The sequence below is a fragment of the Rhizobium sp. BT04 genome (assembly GCF_030053135.1).
GTDB classification, from domain to species: domain Bacteria; phylum Pseudomonadota; class Alphaproteobacteria; order Rhizobiales; family Rhizobiaceae; genus Rhizobium; species Rhizobium binxianense.
On record NZ_CP125652.1, the window covers coordinates 642,545 to 666,131 of the forward strand.

Sequence of the window (23,587 nt, forward strand, 5' to 3'; positions counted from 1 at the left end):
CGCAAGAAAAGCAGACTTTACGACCAGCGGCGGAAGAGGGCGCTGGCATTCACTCCGCCGAAGCCGAAACCGTTGGTGATCGCATAGTCCATGGTGAGCGGCCGCGCCGTCTTGCCGACGATATCGATGCCTTGGGCGAAGGGATCGACCTCATCCAGATTGCGGGTCGGCGGCGCGATCTGGTCACGCAGCGCCAGGATGGTGAAGATCGCCTCCAGCCCGCCGGCCGCCCCGAGCAGATGGCCGGTCGCCGATTTCGTCGCGCTGACGGCAATGCCGCCATTGCGGCCGAAGACCGTGCCGATCGCCGCGATCTCACCCCTGTCGCCGACCGGTGTCGAGGTTGCATGGGCGTTCAGGTGTTTGACCTCGGAGGCGGGGATCTTGGCCTGCCGGAGTGCGGCGTCCATCGCCCTGCGGGCGCCATCGCCGTCTTCGGGGCCCGAGGTCATATGATAGGCATCCGCCGCCGTGCCGTAGCCGACGAGTTCGGCAAGCGGCGTGGCGCCACGGGCAAGCGCGTGTTCGAGTGTTTCAATGACCAGGATGCCGGCGCCTTCGCCCATGACGAAACCGTCGCGCGCCGTGTCAAAAGGCCGGGAGGCAAGCTCCGGCGTCTCGTTGAAACCGGTGGAAAGGGCACGCGCAGCCGCAAAGCCGCCGAGGCTCACCTTGTCGATGCAGGCCTCGGCGCCGCCGCAGATCGCCACATCGGCTTCGCCGGAGCGGATCAGCCGCGCCGCATCGCCGATCGCCTGGACGCTGGCCGCACAGGCCGTTACCGGCGCTCCGAGCGGCCCCTTGAAGCCGTAGCGGATGCTGACCTGGCCGGCCGCGAGATTGACGAGGAAGGAGGGCACGGTGAAGGGCGACAGCCGTCGCACGCCGCGCGTTTCGCCGATCCGCACCGCTTCGGCGATGGCCGGAAAGCCGCCGACCCCTGAGGCGATGATCGTCGCGGTGCGCTCGCGCTCGCCCTCGTCGGTCGGCATCCAGCCGGCCTGCCTGACCGCTTCTTCCGTCGCCGCCATGGCGAACTGGATGAAACGGTCCATTTTCTTCTGGTCCTTGGGCGGGATGTAACGGTCGGGATCGAAGCCGGCTTGCGCGTCCTCGGCGATGCCTGGAACGATGCCGCCGACCTTGGCCGAGAGCTCACCGACGACATCATCAGTCAGCACCCTCAGACCGGAAGCGCCGTCGAGAAGATGTTTCCAGGCCGGCTCGACGCCGGTGCCGAGTGGCGAGACAAGTCCCATGCCGGTGACAACAATGCGGTCCATTCTATTCTCCTTTTAGGCGTCGATGCCGAGATACCAGGCGCGCATCCGGGCGATCCGCTCGTGCACCTCGTCGTCGGCTGCAGGGCCTGCCAGCAGGCTGGTATTTTCGGGTGTCACTTCTTCGCCGGTCCGCGCATCCACAAGCGTTGTCTCGCGCTCTTTGCCCGAAGCGGCATCGCCCAAGAGGAAGGCGAGGTCCTCTTCCGGAATATGCCGGCTTCCCCAGGAAAACAGCGTCATCAGCACCGGAAAGAAATCGCGGCCCTTGTCTGTCAGCACATATTCGTAGCGGGCAGGGCGCTGATGGTAGAGACGCCGTTCGAACAGCCCTTCATCCGTCAGATGTTTCAACCGCCGCGTCAGGATATTCGGCGCCACGCCGAGGCTCTTCTGGAAGTCGTCGAAGCGCGACAGCCCCTGGAAGGCGTCGCGCAGAATCAGGATGCTCCACCAGTCGCCGACGCTGTCGAGGGCGCGTGCCGCCGGGCATTTGAATTGACTGAAGCTTGTTCGCTGCATGGCTGATGTCACTATAGTAGTAACTATCATCATGCAAGTTACTATCGGGACCCACCCTCGAAAATCCGAGCAAGGACCATGCCGGTGACCAACATGCCGGCGGCGACGAAGATCGTATCACCCGGCGTGCCGATATAGAGCGGCCCGATATTGGCAAACAGCAGGAAGGCGATGAGGAAATTCACCCAGCCCCAGACGACATTGGCTGTCGGCGAGCCGAGCTTTGCCCGCGGCGCAAAAGGGATGCGGAACGGCCGGCCGCTGACGCCGTTGACGAAATGCGGGATGCCGTTCGTCAGAAAGGCTGCGGCGATGAAATGGGCTATATAGGCGATCCAGGGCAAAGGCTTCTCCGCTGCTGCTCGAGTGGCATCAACGGAAGAATGTGGCGGATATCTGCGGCGGCAAGAGGGGCGCGGGAACGCAGCTGGTGGAAGCGGCCGGAACGGCCGCTATCCCGATCAGAGAAGCTGGAAATCGCTGAAGTGAAGTGCGGGAGACTTGTCGAGGTCGGCGACATGGACTGCGCTGCCCGCGGCACTTCCATCCGCGTCAAAGGAGAGAGTGCCGCCGGTCTGATCGTAGATCAGCCTATCATCGGCCTCGAGCGCTTTCGTTCCCAGAACGAAATTCTCATCCGAAAATTTGGATAGGCTGAGTGCGGCGAAAATCGTATGGTCGAACAACAGCTTGTCGCCCGCAGCAGAAGAGAAATCCCGGATCTTGTCGACGCTGAGATTGTCGGGCTTCACGTCGAAGACGAAGGAATCTGCGCCGCCGCCGCCAGTCAGAATGTCCGCACCGGCTTTCCCGATCAGTTTGTCGTTGCCGAGCCCGCCGGTCAGCTGGTCGGCGCCTTTGCCGCCATTGATCGTGTTGCTTCCGTCGTTGCCTGTGAGAACGTTGGCGGTGTTGTTGCCCGTAGCGCTGAGATTGGCCGTTCCGGTCAAGGTCAGATTCTCGATCGTTCCGGCTGTGCGCTGCAAATCGGCGAGGCTGAAGGAGGTCGAAGCCTTGACAGTGTCCCTGCCGGATGCCCCCGTTTCATCGGCAAAATCGCCCGTATTATCGATCACATAGGTATCATTGCCGGCATGCCCCGACATGCGGTCGGCGCCGGTGCTGCCATCAAGGATATTATTGCCGGAATTGCCGACGAGAACATTGGCCAGCGCATTTCCCGTGCCATTGATATTGGTGGCGCCGGTCAGTGTCAGGTTCTCGATGTTTCCGATCGCATGCGCGGTGTCCTTAAGGCTGAAGCTGATCGATGACATGACGGTATCCGTCCCGCCGCCCTTGCTTTCGTCGACGATTTGCGTGGGGTTGGTTACGGTGAATGTGTCGTTGCCCGCGCCGCCATAGACATGACCGGTTGCCGGCGGCGTGCCGCCGCTGCCTGCGACCTCGATGATAACGGGATGGTCGACGAGCTCAACTGTCAGGGACGAGACATTGCTGAGGCTTTTGATCGCGGTCGACCCGGTCAAGGGATCGAAGACCTTAACAGAACCGAACGAGGTCCCGAGATTGACTTTGACGCCTGTCGTCGCGGCCTGAATCGCCGTGTCGGTGGACTGGTTCCAGATATCGGGCTCGTTCCAGATGATGATCTGGTAGCTTCCATCCGATTTTTCCGTAAGCAGGCTGCGGGCCGAGGACGGCAAGCCGTCGATCGAATAGTTGAGGGTTCCGGCGCTGAAGCTTGCCTTCTGAGCGCCGTCGTCCGCAAGGATTTCGGTCAGGTTGTGGATCGCCGTTGCCGCCGGCTTGGCCGAATAGTCGAGGTGAAAAAGACCGAAATGCTTTTCCTGATTGGTGCCTTGCGGATCGGAATAGGCGTCGAGCAGCTCGTAGAGGAAGGTTTGTTTCGATCCGAGTGCCGCGCCGTCCATCAGCGTATTGAGCAGGAGTTTTGCCTGCGCCGCTTCGTTGACGCCTTCCCAGCCGCCATTGGTGTCGGCGGTGAGCGAGGTATGGTAACCGGTCTCGGTGATCGCAAGCGGCTTGCCCGGATCGGCAGCGCGCTGAACGCCGGATTCTCGGGAGAGCCATGAATATGGCTGGTCGCCATCTTTCGCATAGGTATGGATGGTCGTGTAGTCGGAAGCGGAAGCGACCGTATATCCTGTGAAGCCGAGGACCGGGATATCCTTCAGCAAGGGATCGGCGTTGACGGCGGCAGACAGGTCCTTCTGATAGGCGAGTGCTGCGGCCTGGCCGCTCAGGCCGTGATAGCTGACTGGCCAGTTGTTGACTTCGTTCGGGCCTTCAATGCCGACGACCGAGCCGGGATGGGCTTCGACGAAAGCATGCAGCCGCTGGGCCACGGTGGCGGGGTCGACCTCCCGTTGGGCGCTGAAGACGAATTGCACGCCAGCGTCGGCTGCATTGCCGAGATGGGTTTGTCCGTTGGGGTCGGAAGCAGAGTTGGGAGCGTGATCGCGAACCGTATCGAGGCCAAGATAATCGAGCGCCTTAACGACTTCTCCGACATTGGAATATTTTCCGTCGGTGTAGTCGATGTGCGTATCAATGCCAAAAGAACGGATAATATCATTTATTCTAAGGGCTTGAGCCATAAGCTTTTCTCCCGGTTTGCGAGGGAATGGCGATGGGAATGGATCCCCATTTGTTCAGCCAATTCGATTTAATACACGAGGATGGCTGTGCAGCGCGCCCCGTTAACCATGATATATTGTTCCGAATGTGGTCTGTTTCGGGCCGTATTAATTATGAAATCTGTGCTTGCATTTTTACGATCGGCCGGCCGATCATGCCCCGGCGCCAATTTTCGCTGGGGGATCGAGGTGGATCGGCCTGGCGGTTTCGGGGATGGGCGGGCGCTGACCATGTCGTCACTTGCCGGCGCCTTGCAGACAAGTGCGCGATCCAAGATGGTCTACAATCAATCGCACGACGACTGCGGCAATCGCGAGGGATCGGCGCGAACGTCAGTCATCGCGGTCAATTTCGCGCCGGTTGTCGGCGAGACCAGGGCCAGGCCGATGCAAGATCCAGGTTCGCGGCGGCGATGACGCTGCTGTCGGCCGGAACGCCGATGTTTTTCATGGGCAAGGAAATCGGCGCTCAGAAACCGTGTCGCTACAATGATTTCCTGGAGAACCGGGAGAGTATCCTCGGCGAAGCTGACGGCAACGGGGCAGGGATGATCACCTGTTATCGCGATCTCATCGCCGTCAGCGTCGGAGAGGCAGCCATTCGCTCCCGCAACATCGCCATCCCCTTGGTGCATGACTAAAATCGGGTCATCGCCTTTCATCGATGGAACAACAGCGAGGATTTCCTCGTGGTGGGATCACTGAACGATGCTCCCTTCGATGACGGCTACTGGTTGCACAGCGAACGCCTGGGAAATGACCTGTGGCAGGAGATCTTCAATACCGACGCACGCAAATATGGCGGCTGGAACATCGGCAATCGCGGCGACAAGATCAGAGCCACGGCAGGAGCGCTCAATGTCGTCTGCCGGCGTCAGGCGTGCTGGTCTTTCGCAGGCAATAGCGGGAGGCGGGTGCGGTCAGGCGAAGCCAAGCGGCAGCTTGTCCAGTTTCCTGTCGGCGCCGTAATCGCGCTCGTGCGGCGAGCGGCGGGGGCCGTCGCGGCGGCTGGAAAGGTCGATCCGGTTTTCGGCAAACATCCCATCGGGATAAGTGCCGGTATCATGGCAATCGACGTCGATCTTCGGGGCAAGGATTTTCAGCAGCATAGGGGTTCCTCCGCGGCGCACCACCAACACTCGGAAAGGCCGCTTGGTTCCATTTGTAAACCCTGAATTATTAATAAATTAACCATAATCGCCGGCGAAAACCGATCATCGCCTGACGTTGAAATGACTGGCCCATGGAACTCCGGATCTTGATCGCCGTTGATGTGCATGAACACAGGAGGTTCCCATGCAGTTGATCGATACTCGGGTGACACGGACCGGTGACATCTTCACCGTCGAATTCCTGGGCGAAGGGGGCGAATCGATTTCCGTCAAGATCGACAACGCCCATGGCGAACTCGACGATTCCACAGCGGTCGACCACGCCAAGGTCATGATGGTCCATCTGACCGCCTTTTCCGGCCATGAAGCCGACGGCAGCATCAACCGTTACGATGCCTTGAGCAACGGCAATTTCGACGAAGGCAGCAAGGGTTTGATCGGCCAGCCGAGCGCGCGTTCGGCCCATGATCGCGAAACGCTGGAGGAAGAACTGAACGAAGGCCTTGAGGACTCGTTTCCGGCAAGCGACCCTGTCTCGGCAACGGTATCGTCCATTCCCGCCAACACGCCACGGCATTGATTTCACCGCAGTCTCAATTCCAAATGCAGGCGAAAAGCTGCCCCGGTTCCCGCGGGCGGCTTTTTCTTGCATGACAGATTGATGTCAAAACTGAGAAACAGCTGAAAACCGCGGATGTCTGATTGACATGGGAGCCGTCTAGAGAGGGCCCGGGAAGGGAGCGTCCATGACGCGCTTCCAGGTCTCGGAGACGCGCACCCCATGAAAATGATTCAGGCATGAAAATCATTCAGATTACCGACACGCATTTCAGCCCGAACAAACCGCATTTCAACGGCAACTGGGCGCCGCTTCTGAGCTGGATCGAAGAGACCGGCGCCGATCTGATCATCCATACCGGTGATCTCACCGTCGACGGCGCCGACAAGGACGAAGATATCACCTTCTCGATGGATCTGATGCGCCAGGTGTCGATCCCGATGCTGATCGTCCCCGGCAATCACGATGTCGGTCACTTCAGGGAAACCAACCAGCCCGTCAACGCCGAACGGCTGGCCCGCTGGCGCAGCCTTGCCGGTGACGATCGCTGGCTGGAGGACGCGGCCGGCTGGCGCTTCATCGGCTTGAATTCGCTGCTTCTCGGCCATGAGGATGACGAGGAAGAGGCCCAGTTCGAATGGCTCGCCAAGGCGTTCGAAGACAGGGCGGGGCGGCGTGTGGCGCTCTTCGCGCATAAGCCTCTGTTCGTCGATGCGCCCGATGAAGGCGATACCGGCTATTGGAGCGTTCGCCCGGCGCAGCGCCGGCGGCTTTATGATCTGATATCGGCCCATGACGTGGCGCTTTTTGCCAGCGGCCACCTTCACTGGGCCTGGCAAGGTCGTTTCGACAATACCCAGCTGACCTGGGGCCCGTCGGCTGCCTTCATCATCGATAAGATGGAGCGCGAGATGCCGGGCGAGCGCCTGATCGGCGCCGTCGTTCACGAGTTCGATAAATCGGTCGAAAGCGAGATCGTCGCCGTTCCCGGCATGACCGCACATGTGCTGGATGATGTCGTGCTCGAGGTCTATCCCCAGGCGGTCAAGCCGCGCGAGGCTGGCGAATGAGCGCGCTTTCGCTTCGCGGCATCACCAAGGCCTTCGGCGGCAACCAGATCCTCGATGGCGTCAGCCTGGATGTCGCCGCCGGCGAATTCATCGCGCTGGTTGGCCCTTCCGGCTGCGGCAAGAGCACGCTGCTGCGCGTCCTTGCCGGCCTCGACCACACCGACCAAGGCGAAATCCTGATCGGTGGGCTGGACATGTCCGGTGTCGCGGCTGCCGACCGCAACATTGCCATGGTCTTTCAGTCCTACGCGCTCTATCCGCATCTGACGGCGTCGCAGAATATCGCCGTGCCCTTGGCGATGCGCCGGCTTTCGAGGATGCAGCGGCTGCCTTTCTTGGGATCGTTGATGCCGGGCCAGCGCGCTATCCGCACGGCGATCGCCCGCGACGTCAGGGAGATGGCGACATCGCTGAAGATCGATCACCTGCTTGACCGCAAGCCCGGCCAGATGTCGGGCGGCCAGCGCCAGCGTGTGGCGCTTGCCCGCGCCATGGTGCGCCAGCCGAGCATCTTCCTGATGGACGAGCCGCTCTCCAACCTCGACGCCAATCTGCGCGTCCACGCCCGCGGCGAAATCGTCGACCTGCATCGCCGCGCCGGCGTGCCGACACTCTATGTCACCCATGACCAGGCGGAAGCGCTGTCGATGGCCGACCGCGTCGCCGTGATGCTGGGCGGACGATTGCTGCAGATCGCCAGTCCTGAGCTCATCTACGACGATCCGGCCCACATCGAGGTCGCCCGCTTTATCGGCCAGCCGCGTATCAACCTGCTTCCGGCCTTTGCCGAAGGCGGCGTCATCCTCTGCGGCGGCCTGCGGCTGATGCTTGAAAATGCGCCCGACAGAAAGATGCCGGTCACGCTCGCCATTCGCCCCGAATTCGTCTTTCTGTCCAAGAACCGGCATGACGGCCTTGCCGCCCGGATCGAACGCGTCGAATTCCTGGGCTCCGAAGTCATCCTCTATTGCCGGCTCGAGGCGATAGGCGAGACCATCATCGCCAAGGTTCAGCCGTCCGAGGCCGCAGGCCTTGCGGCCGGCGATGCCGTCGGGCTTCGCTTGTCGCCCGGGCGCACGCTGATCTTTGCCGAGGACGGCAGCCGGCTGGCGGGCAGCGTTGCAACAGGTGATGCCGGGCTCAGCGCTGCTGATGCCGTGCTCAGCTCTGCCGGTACCAGTCCCGCTACCGGCGATTCCCAGCGGGAGAGGGCGCATGATGGCTAGCGTCACCTCGATGGCCATCCTGGACAATTCTGCCATTGCCCATCGCCGCGGCGAAGCCCGTATCGCCTGGATGCTGGTGCTGCCGGCGATGATCCTGCTTTTTCTTTTCGTGTTGTTGCCGGTCGCGGCTGTCGTCGTACTCGGCTTTACCGACTTCGAACTCGGCTACGGCAAGTTTCGTTTCGTCGGATTCGAGAATTACACGCATCTGATCACCGACCGCACATTCCGCAAGTCGCTGTGGAATACGACGGTCTATACGGCAATCGTCGCTCCAATCTCGATTCTTCTCGGCCTTGGCATCGCCATGCTGATCGAAAGTGAGACCAAAGCGCGCAGCTTCTTCCGCACCGCCTATTTCCTGCCGGTCGCCTCGCTGATCGTCGCCATGGCGACAGTCTGGCAATATATGTTCCACCCGACAATCGGCCCGATCAATGCGCTGCTGGCCCTTGTCGGTCTTCCCGGTCCGAACTGGCTCGGCAGCTCCGGCACGGTGCTTTACAGCCTGTCGATCATCGGCGTCTGGCAATCGGCCGGATTCAACATGGTGCTGTTCCTCGCCGGACTGACCGCGATCCCGCGCGAGCTTTACGCCGCCGCCGAAGTGGACGGCGCCAGGTCCTCTCTCGACCGCTTCCTGCTGGTGACCTGGCCGATGCTCGGGCCGACAACGCTATTCGTCATCACCATCAGCATCACCAATTCAGTCAAGGTCTTCGAGACTGTGAAGACGCTGACCGAGGGCGGCCCGAACAAGGCATCGGAAGTGCTGCTCTTCACGATCTACCAGGAGGGCTTCGTCTATCTGCGCGTCGGTTATGCCTCGGCGATGACGGTGGTCTTTCTGCTGATCCTGGTGGTGCTGATGTTCCTGCAGTACCGCGTTCTCGATCGCCGGGTGCATTACACATGACGAACGCTTTTTCCCTCGGCAGGATCATCCGTCTCACCTTGCTTTCCCTCGGCGCGATGATCCTCCTGTCGCCCTACGTCTTCATGATCTCGACGGCCGGCAAGGCCCAAAGCGACATCTTCACCTCGTCGCTGTCGCTCATCCCAGCGCACCTGACCTATGTCGAGAATTTCACCAAGGCCTTGAGCCGGGTGCCGATGGCGCAGCTCTTGTGGAATGGCGTCGTCGTCTGCGGGTTGATCTTCTTCTTCCAGGTGCTGGTGGCGATCCCTTGTGCCTACGCCATGGCGAAGCTGCGCTTCGGTGCCGCCCGCGCCATGATGGTGCTTGTCATGCTCGGTCTGCTGGTGCCGATCCATGCGACCGCACTGCCGCTTTATGTCGCCTTCGACCGCGCTACGCTGCTCAACAGCTATGCCGCCCTTGTCGCGCCCTTCACCATTTCGGTCTTCGCGATCTTCATGTTCCTGCAGTTCTTCCGCGCCATGCCTGATGACCTCATCCATGCCGCGCGTCTCGATGGCATGTCGGAACTCGGCATCGTCGCCCGCGTCATCGTGCCGAATGCCTGGCCGGCGGTCACCGCCTTTGCCATCTTTTCGGTCGTCGCGCATTGGAACGATCTCTACTGGCCGCTGATCGTCATCAGCAAGCAGGACTACGCCACGCCGCCGCTCGGCCTGATGTATTTCCGCGCCGCCGAGGCCGGCGACGACTACGGCGCGCTGATGGCGGCAACCCTCATCATTACCCTTCCCCTCGTCATCGCCTTCCTGCTTGCGCAGAAGCGGTTCGTCGAGGGCATCACCATGACCGGTCTCAAAGGCTGACCGGTTTCAACCCAGGAGAACGAGCGATGAAACATATCACCCAGCTTCTCGCCGCAGCAGCCGTATCCTTGGCAATCGCGCTTCCCGCGCATGCCGAGACGACGCTGACGGTTCACTACCCGATGCCGGGCTTCTTCAAGGACGTGATGGACACGATCTCGAAGAAGTTCATGGAAGAAAACCCCGATATCAAGATCCAGTTCGCCAGCCCCTCGGCGACCTATGAAGAAGGCATCCAGACGATCCTTCGCCAGGTCGGCACCAGCGAAATGCCAGATATCACCTTCATCGGCCTCAACCGCCTGCGCATGCTCAACGAGCGCGACGTTGCCGTCGATCTCGGCCCGCTCGTCAAGAAAGACGGCAACATGGCCGAGCAGGGCTTCTCCGACACGATCCTCAAGCTCGCCCAGGTCAAGGGCAAGCAAGTGGGGCTGGCTTTCGCCACCTCCAACCCGATCATGTATTACAACGCCGATCTCGTGAAGGCGGCCGGTGGCGATCCTGAAAATCCGCCGAAGACCTGGGACGAGGTCATTGCGCTGGGCGGCAAGATCAAGGCGCTCGGCAACGGCGTCGACGGTATCGATTTCCGCTGGCAGGGCGACGACTGGATGTTTTCGGCACTGCTCTTCGGCGCGGGCGGCAAGATGCTGAGCGATGACGAAAGCAAGGTTGCCTTCAACGGCCCGGAAGGCCAGAAGGCCGTCGAAGTCCTGCATCGCCTGGTCAGCGAAGGCGGCATGCCTGTTTTCACCAAGCCCGCCGGCGAACAGGCTTTCGCAGCCGGCAAGGTCGGTTTCGAGTTCCAGACGACAGGCGCGCTGCGCAACACGATCAAGAATGTCGGTAACAAGTTCGATCTGCGCACGGCAAAGATCCCGCTGATCGATCCGGTGAACGGACATCTGCCGACCGGCGGCAACGCCGTCGTCATCCTGACGCATGATGCCGCCAAGCAGGATGCTGCCTGGAAGTTCGCAAAATTCGCCGCCGGCCCTTACGGCGCCTCCGTCGTCGTGCCCGGCACCGGCTATGTCCCGAACAACGAGCTCGCCGCGAAATCGGCCGACTATCTCGGCGACTTCTACAAGCAGAACCCGCTGTTCCAGGCAGGCCTCAGCCAGATGCCGGTGATGATCCCGTGGTATGCCTTCCCCGGCTCGAACGGCGTCAAGGTCACGCAGACAATCGTCGACAACCTCTCGCGCATCGTCGACCAGTCAGCCGAGCCGAAGGAAGCGCTCGATGACGCAGCCGCCGACGTCGAAGGCATGCTGCCGCGCAGCTGATCAGCCTTATCGAGGCATAGGGCAGGGGCCGCCACGCCGAACGCGTGGCGGCCCCTCCTATTTCGCAGGCTTCAGATAGCGCGCACTGTGCCGCCACGGCGCAGCGTATAGACGACATCGAGATGGCGGGCAGGGGCGGCGTTCTCCGCCATGTCGAGCAGCAGCGAGGCGGCCGTCGCCCCCATGCTGGCATCCGGCATTTCGATTGTTGTCAGCGGCGGATCGATCAGCCGGCCGATGGCGATGCCGTCGAAACCGGCAACCGAAACATCGCTTGGCACCGAAAGCCCCTCGCGCTTCAGCGCGCCGATGACGCCGAGCGCCAGGAGATCGTTGGAGGCGATGATCGCCGTCGGCGCAAGCGCTGTCATCGCGGCGCTGAGATCGAGCTGGTCATAACCGCCGACGAAGGGGATCTGCAGGGCATCGAGCGGTGTCAGCCCGTTCTCGGTCATCGCGTCGAGATAACCCTGATAGCGAAGCCGTGCCCGGTCGGAGGCGGCGAAATTGCCGGAGAGAAACAGAATGCGGCAATGGCCGAGGCCAATCAGAAAGGTCGCGATCTCCCGGCCGGCGCCGCGATTGTCGGCGGTAACGGCCGCCGGAAACTGTGCCGTCGGCAGGTTGTGGAGCAGTACGGTCGGCGGCAGCCTGGCCAGCAGCGCCTCGCTGGTCGAGGGATCGCAGACGGTCAGGATCAGCCCGGTCGGCCGGTCGTTCAGGAGGGCCGCGACGGCATCGGCTTCCCGCGCCGGATCGTAATTCGACTGGGCGATCAAAACGCCATGACCGGCCACCAGCATGCGGTTCTGGATGCTCGACAGCGAGGAGGCAAAGACCGGATTGGTGATGCTCGGGATCAGTACGCCGACCACCGGCCTGCGTCCGAGCCGACCGACGGAGTGATAACCGAGTTCGGCGGCGGCGCGTCGCACCTTGCGTACCATCAGGTCGCTGGCCGGTCCGTTGCGGTTGAGAACGCGGCTTGCGGTCGCGAGCGAACATCCGGCCCGGAACGCGACCTGCTGCAATGTCGCCATCGAAAGCGCCTCGCATGAATCAAATTCGGTGCGACGCGCTTTAGAGGGTTTCGATGACATTGTTCTGACACCTGAGTCCGACAATTGGGGAGGCGGCTTTCGGCTTCTTCCTCATTCACACACATGGAAGTTGAAGCGAAATGCAACCCGTGGTATAGTCGGATCAACATATTCACCCTCCTCATGCGCATCGCCCGGACAAGAATGCCTCACATACACATGGAATGCTCCGCCACCTGGTGGTTTCTCGCTGCGGTCTCTCTTCTCGCAAACTTCGCCTCGCCGGCCTATGCGGACACCCTGTCCACGCCCTGGCCGCAGACGCAAAGCGATCTTAAAGCCGACTCCAACGTCCATTTCGGCACGCTGGCCAACGGTATGCGGTTTGCGATCATGCGCAATGCCACGCCGCCCGGACAGGCAGCGATCCGCTTTCGCATTGGCTCCGGCTCACTTGAGGAGAACGACAACCAGCAGGGTCTGGCGCATTTTCTCGAGCACATGGCCTTCAAGGGTTCGACACATGTCGCCGAAGGCGAGATGATCCGTATCCTGCAGCGCAAGGGCCTGGCCTTCGGACCTGATACCAACGCCCATACTTCTTATGACGAGACTGTCTACGCACTCGATCTGCCCGAGGTCGATGCCGACACGCTTTCGACCGGCCTGATGCTGATGCGCGAGACGGCGAGCGAGCTGACGCTTGATGCCGGCGCGCTTGATCGCGAACGCGGCGTCATCCTGTCGGAAGAGCGGCTGCGGGATACGCCGCAGTACCGCGCCGGGCTCGGAATCATGAATTCGCTGCTCGCCGGCCGGCGCGCGGCCATGCGCCCGCCGATCGGCAAGGCCGATATCATCAGCAATGCGCCTGTGGACCTCGTCCGTGATTATTACCGGGCCAATTATCGGCCTGATCGGGCAACGCTGATGGTGGTGGGCGATATCGACCCGGCGGCGATGGAAGTCGAAATCCGGCAGCGCTTCGGCGACTGGAGGGCCGTGGGTCCGGCGCCGGCACAACCAGATCTCGGCACACTGGAGACCAAAGGCGAAAGCGCCGACGTCCTCGTCGTTCCCGGCGGCATGACCAACATACAGATCGCCTGGACGCGTCCCTATGACGCCGCGCCCGATATGTTCGCCAAGCGCCGTGCGCAGCTTATCGAAGATCTCGGCCTTATGGTGCTCAAACGTCGGGTGAGCACCCTTGCCAGCAAGGCAGATGCGCCTTTCATCAGCGCGGGCGTCGGTTCCCAGGATCTTCTCGATTCCGCGCATGTCATCCTGATCGCGGCGAATTCCGAGCCGGACAAATGGCGGGCGGCGCTGACGGCCATTGACCTGGAACAGCGACGTATTCAAAAGTTCGGCGTTTCGCAGGCTGAGATCGATCGCGAAATCCTCGAATATCGCTCGGCCCTGCAGGCGGCCTTGGCCGGAGCCGCGACGCGCACGACCACCGACATCGCCTCCATGCTCGCGAGCAGCGTCGATGACAATCAGGTTTTCACTTCGCCTGCCGAAGACCTCTCGCTGTTCGAAACGATAACGAACGGCGTCACTGCGGCCGAGGTCAATCAGGCCCTGCAACACGCTTTCTCCGGCAACGGTCCGCAGCTCGTGTTGCAGACGGCCCAATCGCCGCAGGGCGGAGCCGAGACGGTTCGGCAAGTCTATGATGCTTCGAAAGCCATTGCCGTTTCGGCACCATCCAGTGCAGCCGACGTCGCATGGCCCTACACCCATTTCGGCGAACCGGGCACTGTGGTCGAACGCCGCGCCGTCGACGATCTCGGCTTGACCATGGTGCGCTTTTCCAACGGTGTACGGTTGACCGTCAAGCCGACCAAGCTGCGCGCCAACGAAGTGCTGGTGCGCGAAGATATCGGCCGTGGTCGGCTGGATTTGCCGCGTGACCGTCCGGCCCCGATCTGGGCATCGCCAGCCGTCGCACTGTCCGGCGTCAACGCCATGGATTACCAGGATATACAGAAGGCGCTGACGGCCAACATCGTCGGCATCGACTTCTCGGTTGGCGACGGCTCCTTCAAATTCGACGGTCGTACACGAACGGAAGATCTTGCGACGCAATTGCAGCTGATGACCGCCTATACCTCGGATCCCGCCTACCGCCCCGAGGCGTTCAAGCGTGTGCAGCAGGCCTATCTGAGCGGCATCGATCAGTATCAGGCGACCCCCGGCGGCGTTGTCAGCCGTGATCTCGGAGGTCTCGTGCATTCGGGCGATCCGCGCTGGACCTTCCCTGGTCGCGCCCAGCTGTCCGCCGCCAAGCCGGAAGATTTCGAGGCGCTGTTCCGGCCTATGGTTTCCAGCGGCCCGATTGATATCACCATCGTCGGCGACGTAACGGTGGACGACGCAATCCGACTGACAGCCGAAACCTTCGGCGCTTTGCCGCCGCGCCTGCAGACGGCGCCGAGCAATGATCAGGGCAATGTGCATTTTCCCGCGAACAACAAGCCCGTAGTGCAGACCCATAGCGGCAGGGCAGATAGTGCCGCCGCTATCGTCGGTGCTCCCGTCGGCGATTTGCTCTCCGATCTGCCGCGATCCTTCACCGCCAATATTGCCGTCCAGATTTTCCAAAACAGGCTGATCGACCAGTTTCGTACTGCAGAAGGAGCAAGCTACGTCCTGGAGGGTGATGTTAACCTGTCAAGGGAGCTCCCTGGCTTTGGCTACGCCTATTTCTACGTCGAGACGAACCCGGCAAAGATCGCGCGCTTCTACGCCCTTGTCGACGAGACCGCAGATGATCTCCGGTCGCATGACGTCTCCACGGACGAGCTCGCCCGCGCCCGCGGACCGATCATCGAGACGTTGAAGCATCAGCGGCAGGGCAACGAATATTGGATTGAATATCTGCGCGGCGCTCAGACGGATTCGCGTCGTCTAGACCGGATACGCGACAATCTCAGCGGCTACGACAAGGTCACGGCCGGGGATATCCGCGCGTTTGCCGCGACCTATTTCGGCCCGGAAAAATTCTGGAAGTTCGAAGTTCTGCCGGCGGCGGTCCGATAGTCGGCAGGACTGTGTTGCGACAGGGGGCAGGGCGACACCGGGCAAGCCTTGGTCAGGCCTGCCGTCTCCGAGCGATCAGCGATGGAGAGCGTAAGTGTCGTCCTTAAGCTCTTCCAAAAAGTTCTGAAAAACGTCCAAACGGACTAAACAGGTCAGCATCGAATTTTGCTCCAGTCGCGAGCCCTCGCTACTGCAATTTCAGCCGGATATCATCAGGACTATCAGGAATGACCGCCTCACCTTCTTTTCTCGGCCTTCCCCGTCACCTCGCCGATGGGCGTTTGCCCCGTGCGGTGATTATTGCAGCCGCTCACGGCAGCACCTATCCCGGCAAGGACAGCAGCGGCTATGCCCTGGCCGCTGACGCCATCCGCGCTGCCAGTCAGGACAATGCCGGGCTCGTCGAACACTGGGATTTTGATCTCGGCGGCCCGCTATTCGATGGCAAGCCGGTCTCATGCATAGACGCCGGAAACATCGAAACCACCATGCATGACAATGCTGGCAACCGGACGCGGATCGAGGTGAAGACACGCGAGGTGCTGGCCCTGCCGGCCGTACCGATCCTGCTCGGCGGCGATTGTTCCGTGACCATTCCTTTCCTCGCCGGCTTTGCGGATCAAGGGCCGCTCTGGATCCTGCAGATCGACGCCCATATCGACTGGCGCGACGAATTGCATGGCGAACGCTACGGCTATTCAAGTCCGATGCGCCGGGCGAGCGAGATGCCGCATGTCGCCGGCATGGTGCAGGTCGGCCTACGCAGCGTCGGCAGCGCCCGCGCCGCCGACATAGAGGCGGCGCAGCACTATGGCAGCCGCTTCGTGACCGCTCGCGAGGTTCACGCTGAGGGCGCAGAAGCGGCTCTCCGGCATATTCCGGAAGGCGCCCGGGTCGTTGTCACCCTCGATTGCGACAGCATCGATCCCGGCATCCTGCCTGCTGTGGCGGCGCGTACTCCTGGCGGCCTCACCTACACTGAGGTGATCGACCTGATCGCCGGTCTCGGCAGGCGGGCGAGGATTGCGGGATTCGACCTTGTCGAATTCTATCCTCCTGCCGACATTGAAGGCCTGTCGGCTCTGACCGCCGCGCGCCTTCTCGTCAATGCGATCGGCGCCATCGTCCGGCAGGATTGAAACCTGCTTCCTCTTGCAGTTGGCTTTTCAAATTCCAAAATAGGCGACCTTGCCCAGACGTGGCTCCGTCCCAGCCAGCAGCCGCCGAATGTTGGCGCGATGGCGCACAATCACGTAAATGCCGCCTGCGATCACCAGCAGCCGATAGGGCAGCGGCTGCTCCAAGCCAAAGACGAGAACGATGGCCGTCAACGCCGCCAGCATCGAACTTAGGGAAACAATCCGAGAAATGGCCAGCGCAAGGCCAAAAGCCGTCGCAGCGCCTAGACCTACTGGCCATGACATCGCCAGCAACACGCCGAGCCCCGTCGCAACGGATTTGCCACCTGTAAAATTCAACCAGATCGAACGGCCATGCCCCAGCATTACGGCAAGCCCCGCCAGGCAAACAGTCCAAGGCACCAAGCTTTGCAGATCAAGTGCCGCCGGTGGCGTGGCTGAGGCCGTCGAAAGCCAGGGATAAAACCAGCGGGCAAAGACGACGGCTCCCACGCCTTTCAGCACATCGACCAGCAGCACCCCCAAGGCAGGCTATTTGCCGAGCGTTCGCAACACGTTCGTCGCTCCGGTGGATTTGGAGCCATGCTCCCGAATATCGATGCCCTTGAGCAGTTTGCCCGCCAGATAGCCCGTCGGTATGGAGCCAAGGAGATAAGCGATCGCCAATCCCACCAAAATCGCTATCCAAAACACCATGGAAGTCGCCTCGATGCTATTTTTCAGGGAGTTATTGATGGTCGTTCTCGTCGTCAGCCGTGCTACCGCTTCATAGGCGCCATAAATCAGTCGGCGGCGCGAAGCGAAAAGCTTTGCCGCTACCCGACAAACCATTGATATCAGTGTTGCCCTTCGTCAACATCAGCAACGATCCCGAGCAGGATTCCTTCGCTGATGGGATGGGATCGAATTCGACCCGAGAGGGTCGGGAAGGGCCTCGAACACATTGCCAAGGCCCTCCGGCTAAACCCGTTTCCGGCAAGCTGGTATTATCTGGCGCTCGGCCCGGCGCAATATGCCGCCGGCGAGTACGAGCCGCCGTCGAGACATTGCGCCGGGACGAGACCAATCGGACGAGCTCCCGCCGTTTCCTGGCAGCAAGCCTTGCCCAACTCGGCCGGCTCGACGAGGCGCGCGGGGAGGCCGAACTCTTCCTCGTCGCCAACCCCCATTTTCAATCCGCCACTGGGCGACGACCGAACCCTTCCGCGACACCGCGACGCTTGCGCATTTTGTCGAGGGTTACCGCAAGGCCGGCCTTCCCTGACGCGCCATGTCATCGAGCCGAGAAACGATCACGACAATCATGCGCTTCAAACAGCCATATTCGACGCTGCCGACATCACTTCTCGAGGCGCCGGGCCGCCGAACATATGGCGGCCGCCATCCTCGACTTCGGTGAAGCACCAGCGCACGACACCATCGCGATCGAGCAGGAATTCGCCGACAAGCTGGCCGTGGCCGGTAGCAATCATCTGCGTGTCATCCTCGGTGAATTCATAACCATCCGCCTTGTCGAGATAGTCCACCGCCGCCATCACGTCCATCGGCTCGGGGAGTTCACCCGGCATGTCGATGCGCATCGAGGTCACCGTGCTCATGCTGAGCTTGTGCGGCCAGTCATTCTCGTCTTCCGTGAACTGGACATTCGGCAGGCCGAAGGCCCTGTGCGATACCCGTTCCGGATCCGAGGCCGCCAGCAGATTGGGAAGCGGATGGTAGCGGAAATAGAGGCGGGCGCGCTCGATCGGTGTGTTGACGACGGTCAGGCTGTCGATGCCCTTCTCCTGCAATGCATCGGTGAGTTCCGCCATGGCGGCGATCTGTCTGCGGCAGAAGGGGCAATGCAGTCCGCGGAACAAGCCGACGAGCACCGGCTTCTGGCCGCGAAAATCGTCGATGGCGATCTTGCCTTGGCGGGTGATCGCATCCAGCACCACGTTCGGCGCGCGATCTCCAGGCTGCAACGGTCTTTCCGAGTGGTTCTCCTGCATGTTTAGTTCCTCCCTTTATACGATTGAATTGATTGGATTAAGCGATATCAGGCAATCCTCGATACGAGGACGCTCAGTCGAGAAACGGCAAGACGACCAGTGTGCCTGGATCGAGGTTGTGGCGCATGCACACATCCTGTGCCAGCGTGAAATACCGTTCCGCCTCGTCCATATCGTCATGCTCGAGGCTCAGTGTCGCCAAGCCATCATAACACGGAAACAGCAGTTGCGGCTCGTCAATTTCCTTTGCGACCTCAAGAGCTTCCTCGTAATACTTACGGGCTAGCTTTGGCTGTCCGTGGCATTGATGAATCTGCCCGAGGACGATCAGCGGTACGGAGAGATGGTCGCGCTGATCGAGCGCCCGGTCGATTTCGACGGCCTTTTCGGCTGCCGGCACGCCCTCGGCGGCGCAGCGGTCGGTGAAGGTACAGCAGGAAACCGCAAGATTGGCGAGAAGGCGCGCCTGAAAGCCGAGATCACCGATACGGGTCGCAACCTCCAGCCCGCGCCGGCAGATCTTGATGGCGCGGGCCGGATCGACGATCGTGTAGAGAACGCCGAGATTGGAATAGGCGCGACAGGCGGCACTTTGCAGATCGGCCTTTTCGGCAACCGAGAGGCTGTGCTCCACTTCCAGCACGGCATCGCGGCGGCGACCGAGCCGTGCAAGAGCTGCACCCTTGGTATTCAGTGCCTCCGCCATCGCGCGCGCCGCCTCCCGTCCGGCCTCGGTCGTTCCGTCGATCGGCAAGGTTTGCAGGCATTGCAGCGCCTGCGTCGCCCAATCGGCGGCGGCCGCCTGATCGCCCATGCGGAAGGCCAGATGGCCGCGCTCCTGCAGGAGATGCGCATGTTCGACCGGCGCATCGATCGCCGCGATCATCACCTCGGCCGCGGCGCAATGTGTCTCGGCCTGGTCACGGCGCCCTGCATCGAGATGCAAGCGGCCAATCTTGCGCAATATCCTCGCTGCGGCGATCCGGTCGTCTCTGGCGCGATGGATCGCAAGCGCCTGCTGGTAGTGGTTCAAGGCATCGTCGCGGCGGCCGGCAGGAGCGCAGAGATCGGCAAGACGCTCCAGCAGCGCCAATTGCTCAGCCGTCGCCTCCGGCTCGTTTGCGAAGACCGCAAGGGCTTGGCGGTAGAGGCGCATGGCATCGTCATTGGCGTAGGTCTTGCGCGCCAGGTCGCCCGCCGCCATCAGATAGCTGGCGCCCTTGGCCTTTTCGGCGGTCAGGCTGAAATGATGGCCGAGCTGGGTCAGATGCTCAGGCCGCTCGGGCGTCAGGCCATATTGGCGCTCCAGAACCCGGCCGATCCGAAGATGAAGCTCCATGCGCCGTTGCAGCAGGAGATTGTGGTAGACGACATCGTGCATCAGCGTCTGGCTGAAGCGGTAGCCCGGCGATATCGCGGCATCGGGCCCGCGCAATTCCTCTGTGATATTGGCATCGCAGAGATAATCCAGCGCCGCGTCGACGGCGGACGGGTCGGCAGTGATGGCGCGGAGCAGGGCGGTATCGAACTTCGGGCCGACCACCGCTGCCTCCTGCGCCAAGCGTCTGATCTCCTGCGGCAGACGATCGACACGGGCAAGCAGCAGTGCTTGCAGGTTGACGGGTATATCGACGTCCGTGTCTTCGGCCGCGAGGTGCCAGCGCTGACCATCATTGTGCAATGTGCCCATGTCGATCAGCGCCCGAAGGATTTCTTCGATGAAAAGCGGATTGCCGCCGGCCCGGTCGAGAATGCGTTTGCGCATCGCGACCGGCAACTTGCCATGACCCTCACCGAAAAGGGCGGCAAGCAGTCTCTGCCCATCGGCTGCGGCAAGGGGGCCGAGGCGTTGTACGGTGACGTTGACGCGATGGGAGTCCAGCGGGTCGGTCTGCGATGTCGGCCGGTAGATCGCCAGCAGCATCAGCCGGCTGCGCTCCAGCCGATCCATCATGAAGCGAAGCACCTCAAGCGAGGCGGCGTCAGCCCAGTGCAGATCCTCGATGACAAGCAGCAGCGGACTTTGCGCCAGCCGCCGCTCGAAGACGGTGCGGACCGCATAGAAGATCTGTCGCCGCAGTTGCTCCGGCTCGATGTGCCGCAACGCACCGTCGGGATCACCGAGACCCAGGACGTGCTGAAACAGCGGCAAAAGTCCCTCGACGTCCTCCTGGGTGAGATCGAGCGCACGGAACCCCGTTGCCAGCAGCTGCCGTGTCCGGTCGAGATCATCCCGCTCGCCGATGCCGTAAGCGCTGCGCACGACCGCGGCGAGCGTGCCATAGGATTGTTCTCCGAGCGGGGAGCAGGTTGCCTTGCGGATGGCAAGGCCCTGAAAACGGGCAGCCGTGCCGGCGATCGCGACGAACTCGTTGGCGAGCCGCGACTTGCCGATACCGGCTTCCCCGATCAGACGGACGAGCTGGGCCGCACCGCCGCAGGCGAGATCGAGGCATGTCAGCAGCCGCGACAGCTCCGTATCCCGTCCGATCATCGGCGCCTGAAGGCCGAGACTTTCCAGCCCGCGCGCCGTATGAGGCGCTTCCAGCAGCCCTGTCAACCGATGGACGAGGACATTTCCGCTTTTGCCGCGCAAGGTCTGCGCACCGAGACTGTCGAAGGCAAAGGCATGGCGGGTGAGGCGATAGGTCAGCGGCCCGACCAGGATATCGTTTTCACCGGCCATGGATTGCAGGCGTTGGGCGGTGTTCACCGTGTCGCCGGTCACAGAGTAGGATTTTGTACTGACCGCGCCGAAACCGCCGGTGACAACAGGGCCGCTGTTGATGCCGATATGCAGACGCAGCGGCACGCCGGCGCGTGCGTGCCAGCGCTCGCCGACCTCAGCGGCCCGACGGATCATATCGAGTGCGGCACCGAGCGCCCGTACCGGATCGTCCTCATGGGCGACCGGTGCGCCGAACAGCGCCAGCAGCGCATCGCCGACGAACTTGTCGACGAAGCCGCCATAGGCCTCGACCGCCTGCGTCATCTCTTCGAACAATTCGTTCTGCAGCACCCGCATCACCTCGGGGTCGATCTGCTCGCTCAGCGTCGTGAAGCCACAGAGATCGGCAAAGAGCACCGTGACCGGCCGCCGGTCGGCATCGCCCGCCGATTTGGACGGCACCGCCTCGACGCTGAGTTTCGATACGGATTGGACCTTGCCTTCGATCGATGCGCCGCATCGGGGGCAGAAGGCGAAATCGGGCTGACAGGGATTGCCGCAGGCAGCGCAGGGGACAGGTTGCCTTGTGCCGCATTGCGGACAGAAAGCAAAACCGCTCTGAATATCGAAACCGCAGCCGGCGCACTCCATCGCACGCGTCCCACGAAGGCCCGATCCGTCACGGCGATTTATCCCGTAACCAGCGGGCTTTAACAGGGGCAGCATGAACCTGCTGCCTGGGGCCTGCAAGCACTAAACAAAGCGGCAGAACGACGATCGGCGTTTGAAGGACGCTGAGAACAAGAGTACGCATGCCGGAGGTGACCGATTGCGCGTGCGGGCGCGTTAGCTGGACTTCAAGAGAGTATGATGATTTTCGTCATCGTAGTTGGGTCGACGGTGCGGCAACACGGATGTTGATCGCAGACTAACCCAGCGATTCCGCCTGGCGCAGAAAGTTTTGGAACTGCTCTTCCGGAACAAACGAGCCGCCTGTCGTCCAGAGCACGTGCGTTGCCCGCGCCATCTTGCCTTCGATACCCTGCTCGGCCTGGAAGCGCTGGCCCTCGGGATGGCGCACAAGGAATTGGGGGCCGAGCAGAGCCGCCGTGGCCGAGGGCTCCAGTTTCTGTCTCTGTGTCGTCCAGGCCATGCGGAGCAGCTTGAAGAGGTCGTTGTCGGCGGCAGTGAAGATGCCCGCAAGCATCTCCCGCATAACGGTAGCGACGAACGCGGACATCCGGGCGACCGCCATGCCGTCGGCTTCCGTCTTGTTGGTCAGCCCGACATCATAGACCGATACAAGCTCGCGCGAGCCGGACATCATATGAACGAGCGCGCATGGCGACTGCACAGGCTCGACGAAGAAGGCATGCACGTTATCGCCGAAGATCGCCTTCGCGCCGAAGGCAACGCCACCAGGCGCGCCACCGATTCCGCAGGGGAGATAGAGGAAGAGGGGATTATCCACGTCGATCGTGATGCCGCGTTCATCGAGTTGCGCCGCCAATTCTGAGGCGGCAGCGCTGTACCCGAGGAACAGGTGCCTAGACTGCTCGTCGTCGACGAAATAAATTGTGGGATCGGCATCGGCGATGTCTCGGGCCTGCTCCACCGCGGTGGTGTAATCCGCTTCATACTGAATGACCTCGACGCCAAGTTTCCGCAGTCGCTCGACCTTCCACGCCTTCGCATCCGACGACATGTGAACGACAGCCTTGAAACCAAGGGCACGCGCAGCGATGCCTACACTAAGGCCGAGATTGCCCGTGCTGCCGACCGCAACCGTGTATTTCGAAAAGAAGGCCCGTGCTGCCTCCGTGGCCAGCTTGCCGATGTCTTCACCATCGGCAAGGATCCTGTTGTCGCGAGCGAGGCCTTCGGCAAACAGGAACACTTCGTAGACGCCTCCGCGCGCCTTGATCGAGCCTGCGACAGGAAGATGGCTGTCAGCCTTGATGAAAACGTTCCCGAACTCCCTGGCCCGATACCCCAGCGCTTCGCGGAGTTCCTTGAGCTCGATCAGCTCGGAGCGGATTTCCCCGTTCGTCGACTCGAGTTCGGGAAAGCACTTGGCAAGAAGTGGTGCGAGACGCTGCCAGTTTACACGTGCGCTTTGGACATCGGCTGGCGAGATCGGCAGTTCTGAAGTCTCGATCGCGTTCTTCCGATAAGAGGAGTTGAGCCAGAGGGTAGGGCGAGCTGCAAGGACATCGTCTCGAGCGGGCTCGGCAGGCAGTATCGCGTTCATGTCAATTTCCGATGCTTGTGGG

At 61.7% G+C, this 23,587-nt stretch carries 17 protein-coding genes and 3 pseudogenes; 10 read left to right on the forward strand and 10 right to left on the reverse strand.

The features are described 5' to 3' along the window. Positions 1–17: 17 nt before the first annotated feature. The 4 genes from fabF to QMO82_RS11730 all read right to left on the reverse strand — a co-directional run bounded on the left by fabF (position 18) and on the right by QMO82_RS11730 (position 4,384). A complete protein-coding gene (gene fabF, locus QMO82_RS11715; RefSeq protein ID WP_183607340.1) occupies positions 18–1,283 on the reverse strand; it encodes a beta-ketoacyl-ACP synthase II in 1,266 nt (421 codons plus the stop codon). A 12-nt stretch (positions 1,284–1,295) separates the two neighbouring features. Further along, on the reverse strand, positions 1,296–1,802 hold the full coding sequence (locus QMO82_RS11720; protein ID WP_183607339.1) for a helix-turn-helix domain-containing protein: 507 nt from the start codon (positions 1,800–1,802) through the stop codon (positions 1,296–1,298). A 41-nt stretch (positions 1,803–1,843) separates the two neighbouring features. After that, positions 1,844–2,146, reverse strand: coding sequence for a hypothetical protein (locus QMO82_RS11725; RefSeq protein ID WP_183607338.1), 303 nt, complete (start codon positions 2,144–2,146; stop codon positions 1,844–1,846). Positions 2,147–2,263: 117 nt separating this feature from the next. Continuing rightward, positions 2,264–4,384 carry a calcium-binding protein gene (locus QMO82_RS11730; protein ID WP_183607337.1) on the reverse strand — a complete coding sequence of 707 codons (2,121 nt, stop codon included), beginning with the start codon at positions 4,382–4,384 and terminating at the stop codon, positions 2,264–2,266. 243 nt (positions 4,385–4,627) lie between these two features. Here QMO82_RS11730 and QMO82_RS33815 point away from each other — a divergent pair. Continuing rightward, positions 4,628–5,327: pseudogene (locus QMO82_RS33815) on the forward strand (alpha amylase C-terminal domain-containing protein); the annotation flags it as partial. Between the two features lie 16 nt (positions 5,328–5,343). On the opposite strand, the gene QMO82_RS11745 reads toward QMO82_RS33815, so the two are convergent. Beyond that, the gene (locus QMO82_RS11745) at positions 5,344–5,532 is read right to left on the reverse strand and encodes a hypothetical protein (protein WP_183607336.1); all 189 of its coding nucleotides are present in this window, start codon (positions 5,530–5,532) and stop codon (positions 5,344–5,346) included. 187 nt (positions 5,533–5,719) lie between these two features. Between QMO82_RS11745 and QMO82_RS11750 the strand changes: the two genes are divergently transcribed. The 6 genes from QMO82_RS11750 (at position 5,720) to QMO82_RS11775 (ending at position 11,428) form a co-directional block, all read left to right on the forward strand. Then, positions 5,720–6,115 carry a hypothetical protein gene (locus QMO82_RS11750; protein ID WP_183607335.1) on the forward strand — a complete coding sequence of 132 codons (396 nt, stop codon included), beginning with the start codon at positions 5,720–5,722 and terminating at the stop codon, positions 6,113–6,115. Between the two features lie 218 nt (positions 6,116–6,333). Further along, a complete protein-coding gene (locus QMO82_RS11755; RefSeq protein WP_183607334.1) occupies positions 6,334–7,164 on the forward strand; it encodes a metallophosphoesterase in 831 nt (276 codons plus the stop codon). After that, positions 7,161–8,390 (forward strand): ABC transporter ATP-binding protein, encoded by a 1,230-nt coding sequence (locus QMO82_RS11760; RefSeq protein WP_183607333.1) that lies wholly within the window; start codon positions 7,161–7,163, stop codon positions 8,388–8,390. Before QMO82_RS11755 ends, QMO82_RS11760 begins: the two co-directional genes overlap by 4 nt. Further along, positions 8,383–9,306, forward strand: a complete 924-nt coding sequence (locus tag QMO82_RS11765) for a carbohydrate ABC transporter permease (RefSeq protein ID WP_183607702.1) — start codon at positions 8,383–8,385, stop codon at positions 9,304–9,306. Before QMO82_RS11760 ends, QMO82_RS11765 begins: the two co-directional genes overlap by 8 nt. Further along, the gene (locus QMO82_RS11770; RefSeq protein ID WP_183607332.1) at positions 9,303–10,136 is read left to right on the forward strand and encodes a carbohydrate ABC transporter permease; all 834 of its coding nucleotides are present in this window, start codon (positions 9,303–9,305) and stop codon (positions 10,134–10,136) included. The genes QMO82_RS11765 and QMO82_RS11770 overlap by 4 nt, the downstream gene beginning before the upstream one ends. Before the next feature lie 26 nt (positions 10,137–10,162). After that, complete coding sequence (locus tag QMO82_RS11775; protein ID WP_183607331.1) at positions 10,163–11,428, forward strand: ABC transporter substrate-binding protein; 1,266 nt, start codon at positions 10,163–10,165, stop codon at positions 11,426–11,428. 71 nt (positions 11,429–11,499) lie between these two features. On the opposite strand, the gene QMO82_RS11780 is transcribed toward QMO82_RS11775, so the two are convergent. Continuing rightward, positions 11,500–12,468 carry a substrate-binding domain-containing protein gene (locus QMO82_RS11780; protein ID WP_183607330.1) on the reverse strand — a complete coding sequence of 323 codons (969 nt, stop codon included), beginning with the start codon at positions 12,466–12,468 and terminating at the stop codon, positions 11,500–11,502. A gap of 204 nt (positions 12,469–12,672) precedes the next feature. Between QMO82_RS11780 and QMO82_RS11785 the strand changes: the two genes are divergently transcribed. Both QMO82_RS11785 and QMO82_RS11790 read left to right on the forward strand, forming a co-directional pair. Further along, on the forward strand, positions 12,673–15,516 hold the full coding sequence (locus tag QMO82_RS11785; protein ID WP_183607329.1) for a pitrilysin family protein: 2,844 nt from the start codon (positions 12,673–12,675) through the stop codon (positions 15,514–15,516). Positions 15,517–15,743: 227 nt separating this feature from the next. Further along, a complete protein-coding gene (locus QMO82_RS11790) occupies positions 15,744–16,655 on the forward strand; it encodes an agmatinase (protein ID WP_183607328.1) in 912 nt (303 codons plus the stop codon). 27 nt (positions 16,656–16,682) lie between these two features. Here the strand turns inward: QMO82_RS11790 and plsY are convergent. Beyond that, positions 16,683–17,351: pseudogene (gene plsY, locus QMO82_RS11795) on the reverse strand (glycerol-3-phosphate 1-O-acyltransferase PlsY). A gap of 222 nt (positions 17,352–17,573) precedes the next feature. Between plsY and QMO82_RS11800 the strand changes: the two are divergent. After that, positions 17,574–17,919 (forward strand): annotated as a pseudogene (locus tag QMO82_RS11800) (adenylate cyclase); the annotation flags it as partial. A gap of 46 nt (positions 17,920–17,965) precedes the next feature. Here the strand turns inward: QMO82_RS11800 and QMO82_RS11805 are convergent. The 3 genes from QMO82_RS11805 to QMO82_RS11815 all read right to left on the reverse strand — a co-directional run bounded on the left by QMO82_RS11805 (position 17,966) and on the right by QMO82_RS11815 (position 23,565). Next, the gene (locus QMO82_RS11805) at positions 17,966–18,646 is read right to left on the reverse strand and encodes a peroxiredoxin-like family protein (protein WP_183607327.1); all 681 of its coding nucleotides are present in this window, start codon (positions 18,644–18,646) and stop codon (positions 17,966–17,968) included. Between the two features lie 73 nt (positions 18,647–18,719). Further along, positions 18,720–21,965, reverse strand: a complete 3,246-nt coding sequence (locus QMO82_RS11810) for an adenylate/guanylate cyclase domain-containing protein (RefSeq protein ID WP_183607326.1) — start codon at positions 21,963–21,965, stop codon at positions 18,720–18,722. A 277-nt stretch (positions 21,966–22,242) separates the two neighbouring features. Next, entirely contained in the window at positions 22,243–23,565 is a 1,323-nt protein-coding gene (locus QMO82_RS11815) for a D-serine ammonia-lyase (RefSeq protein ID WP_183607325.1), read from the reverse strand. Positions 23,566–23,587: the final 22 nt, after the last annotated feature.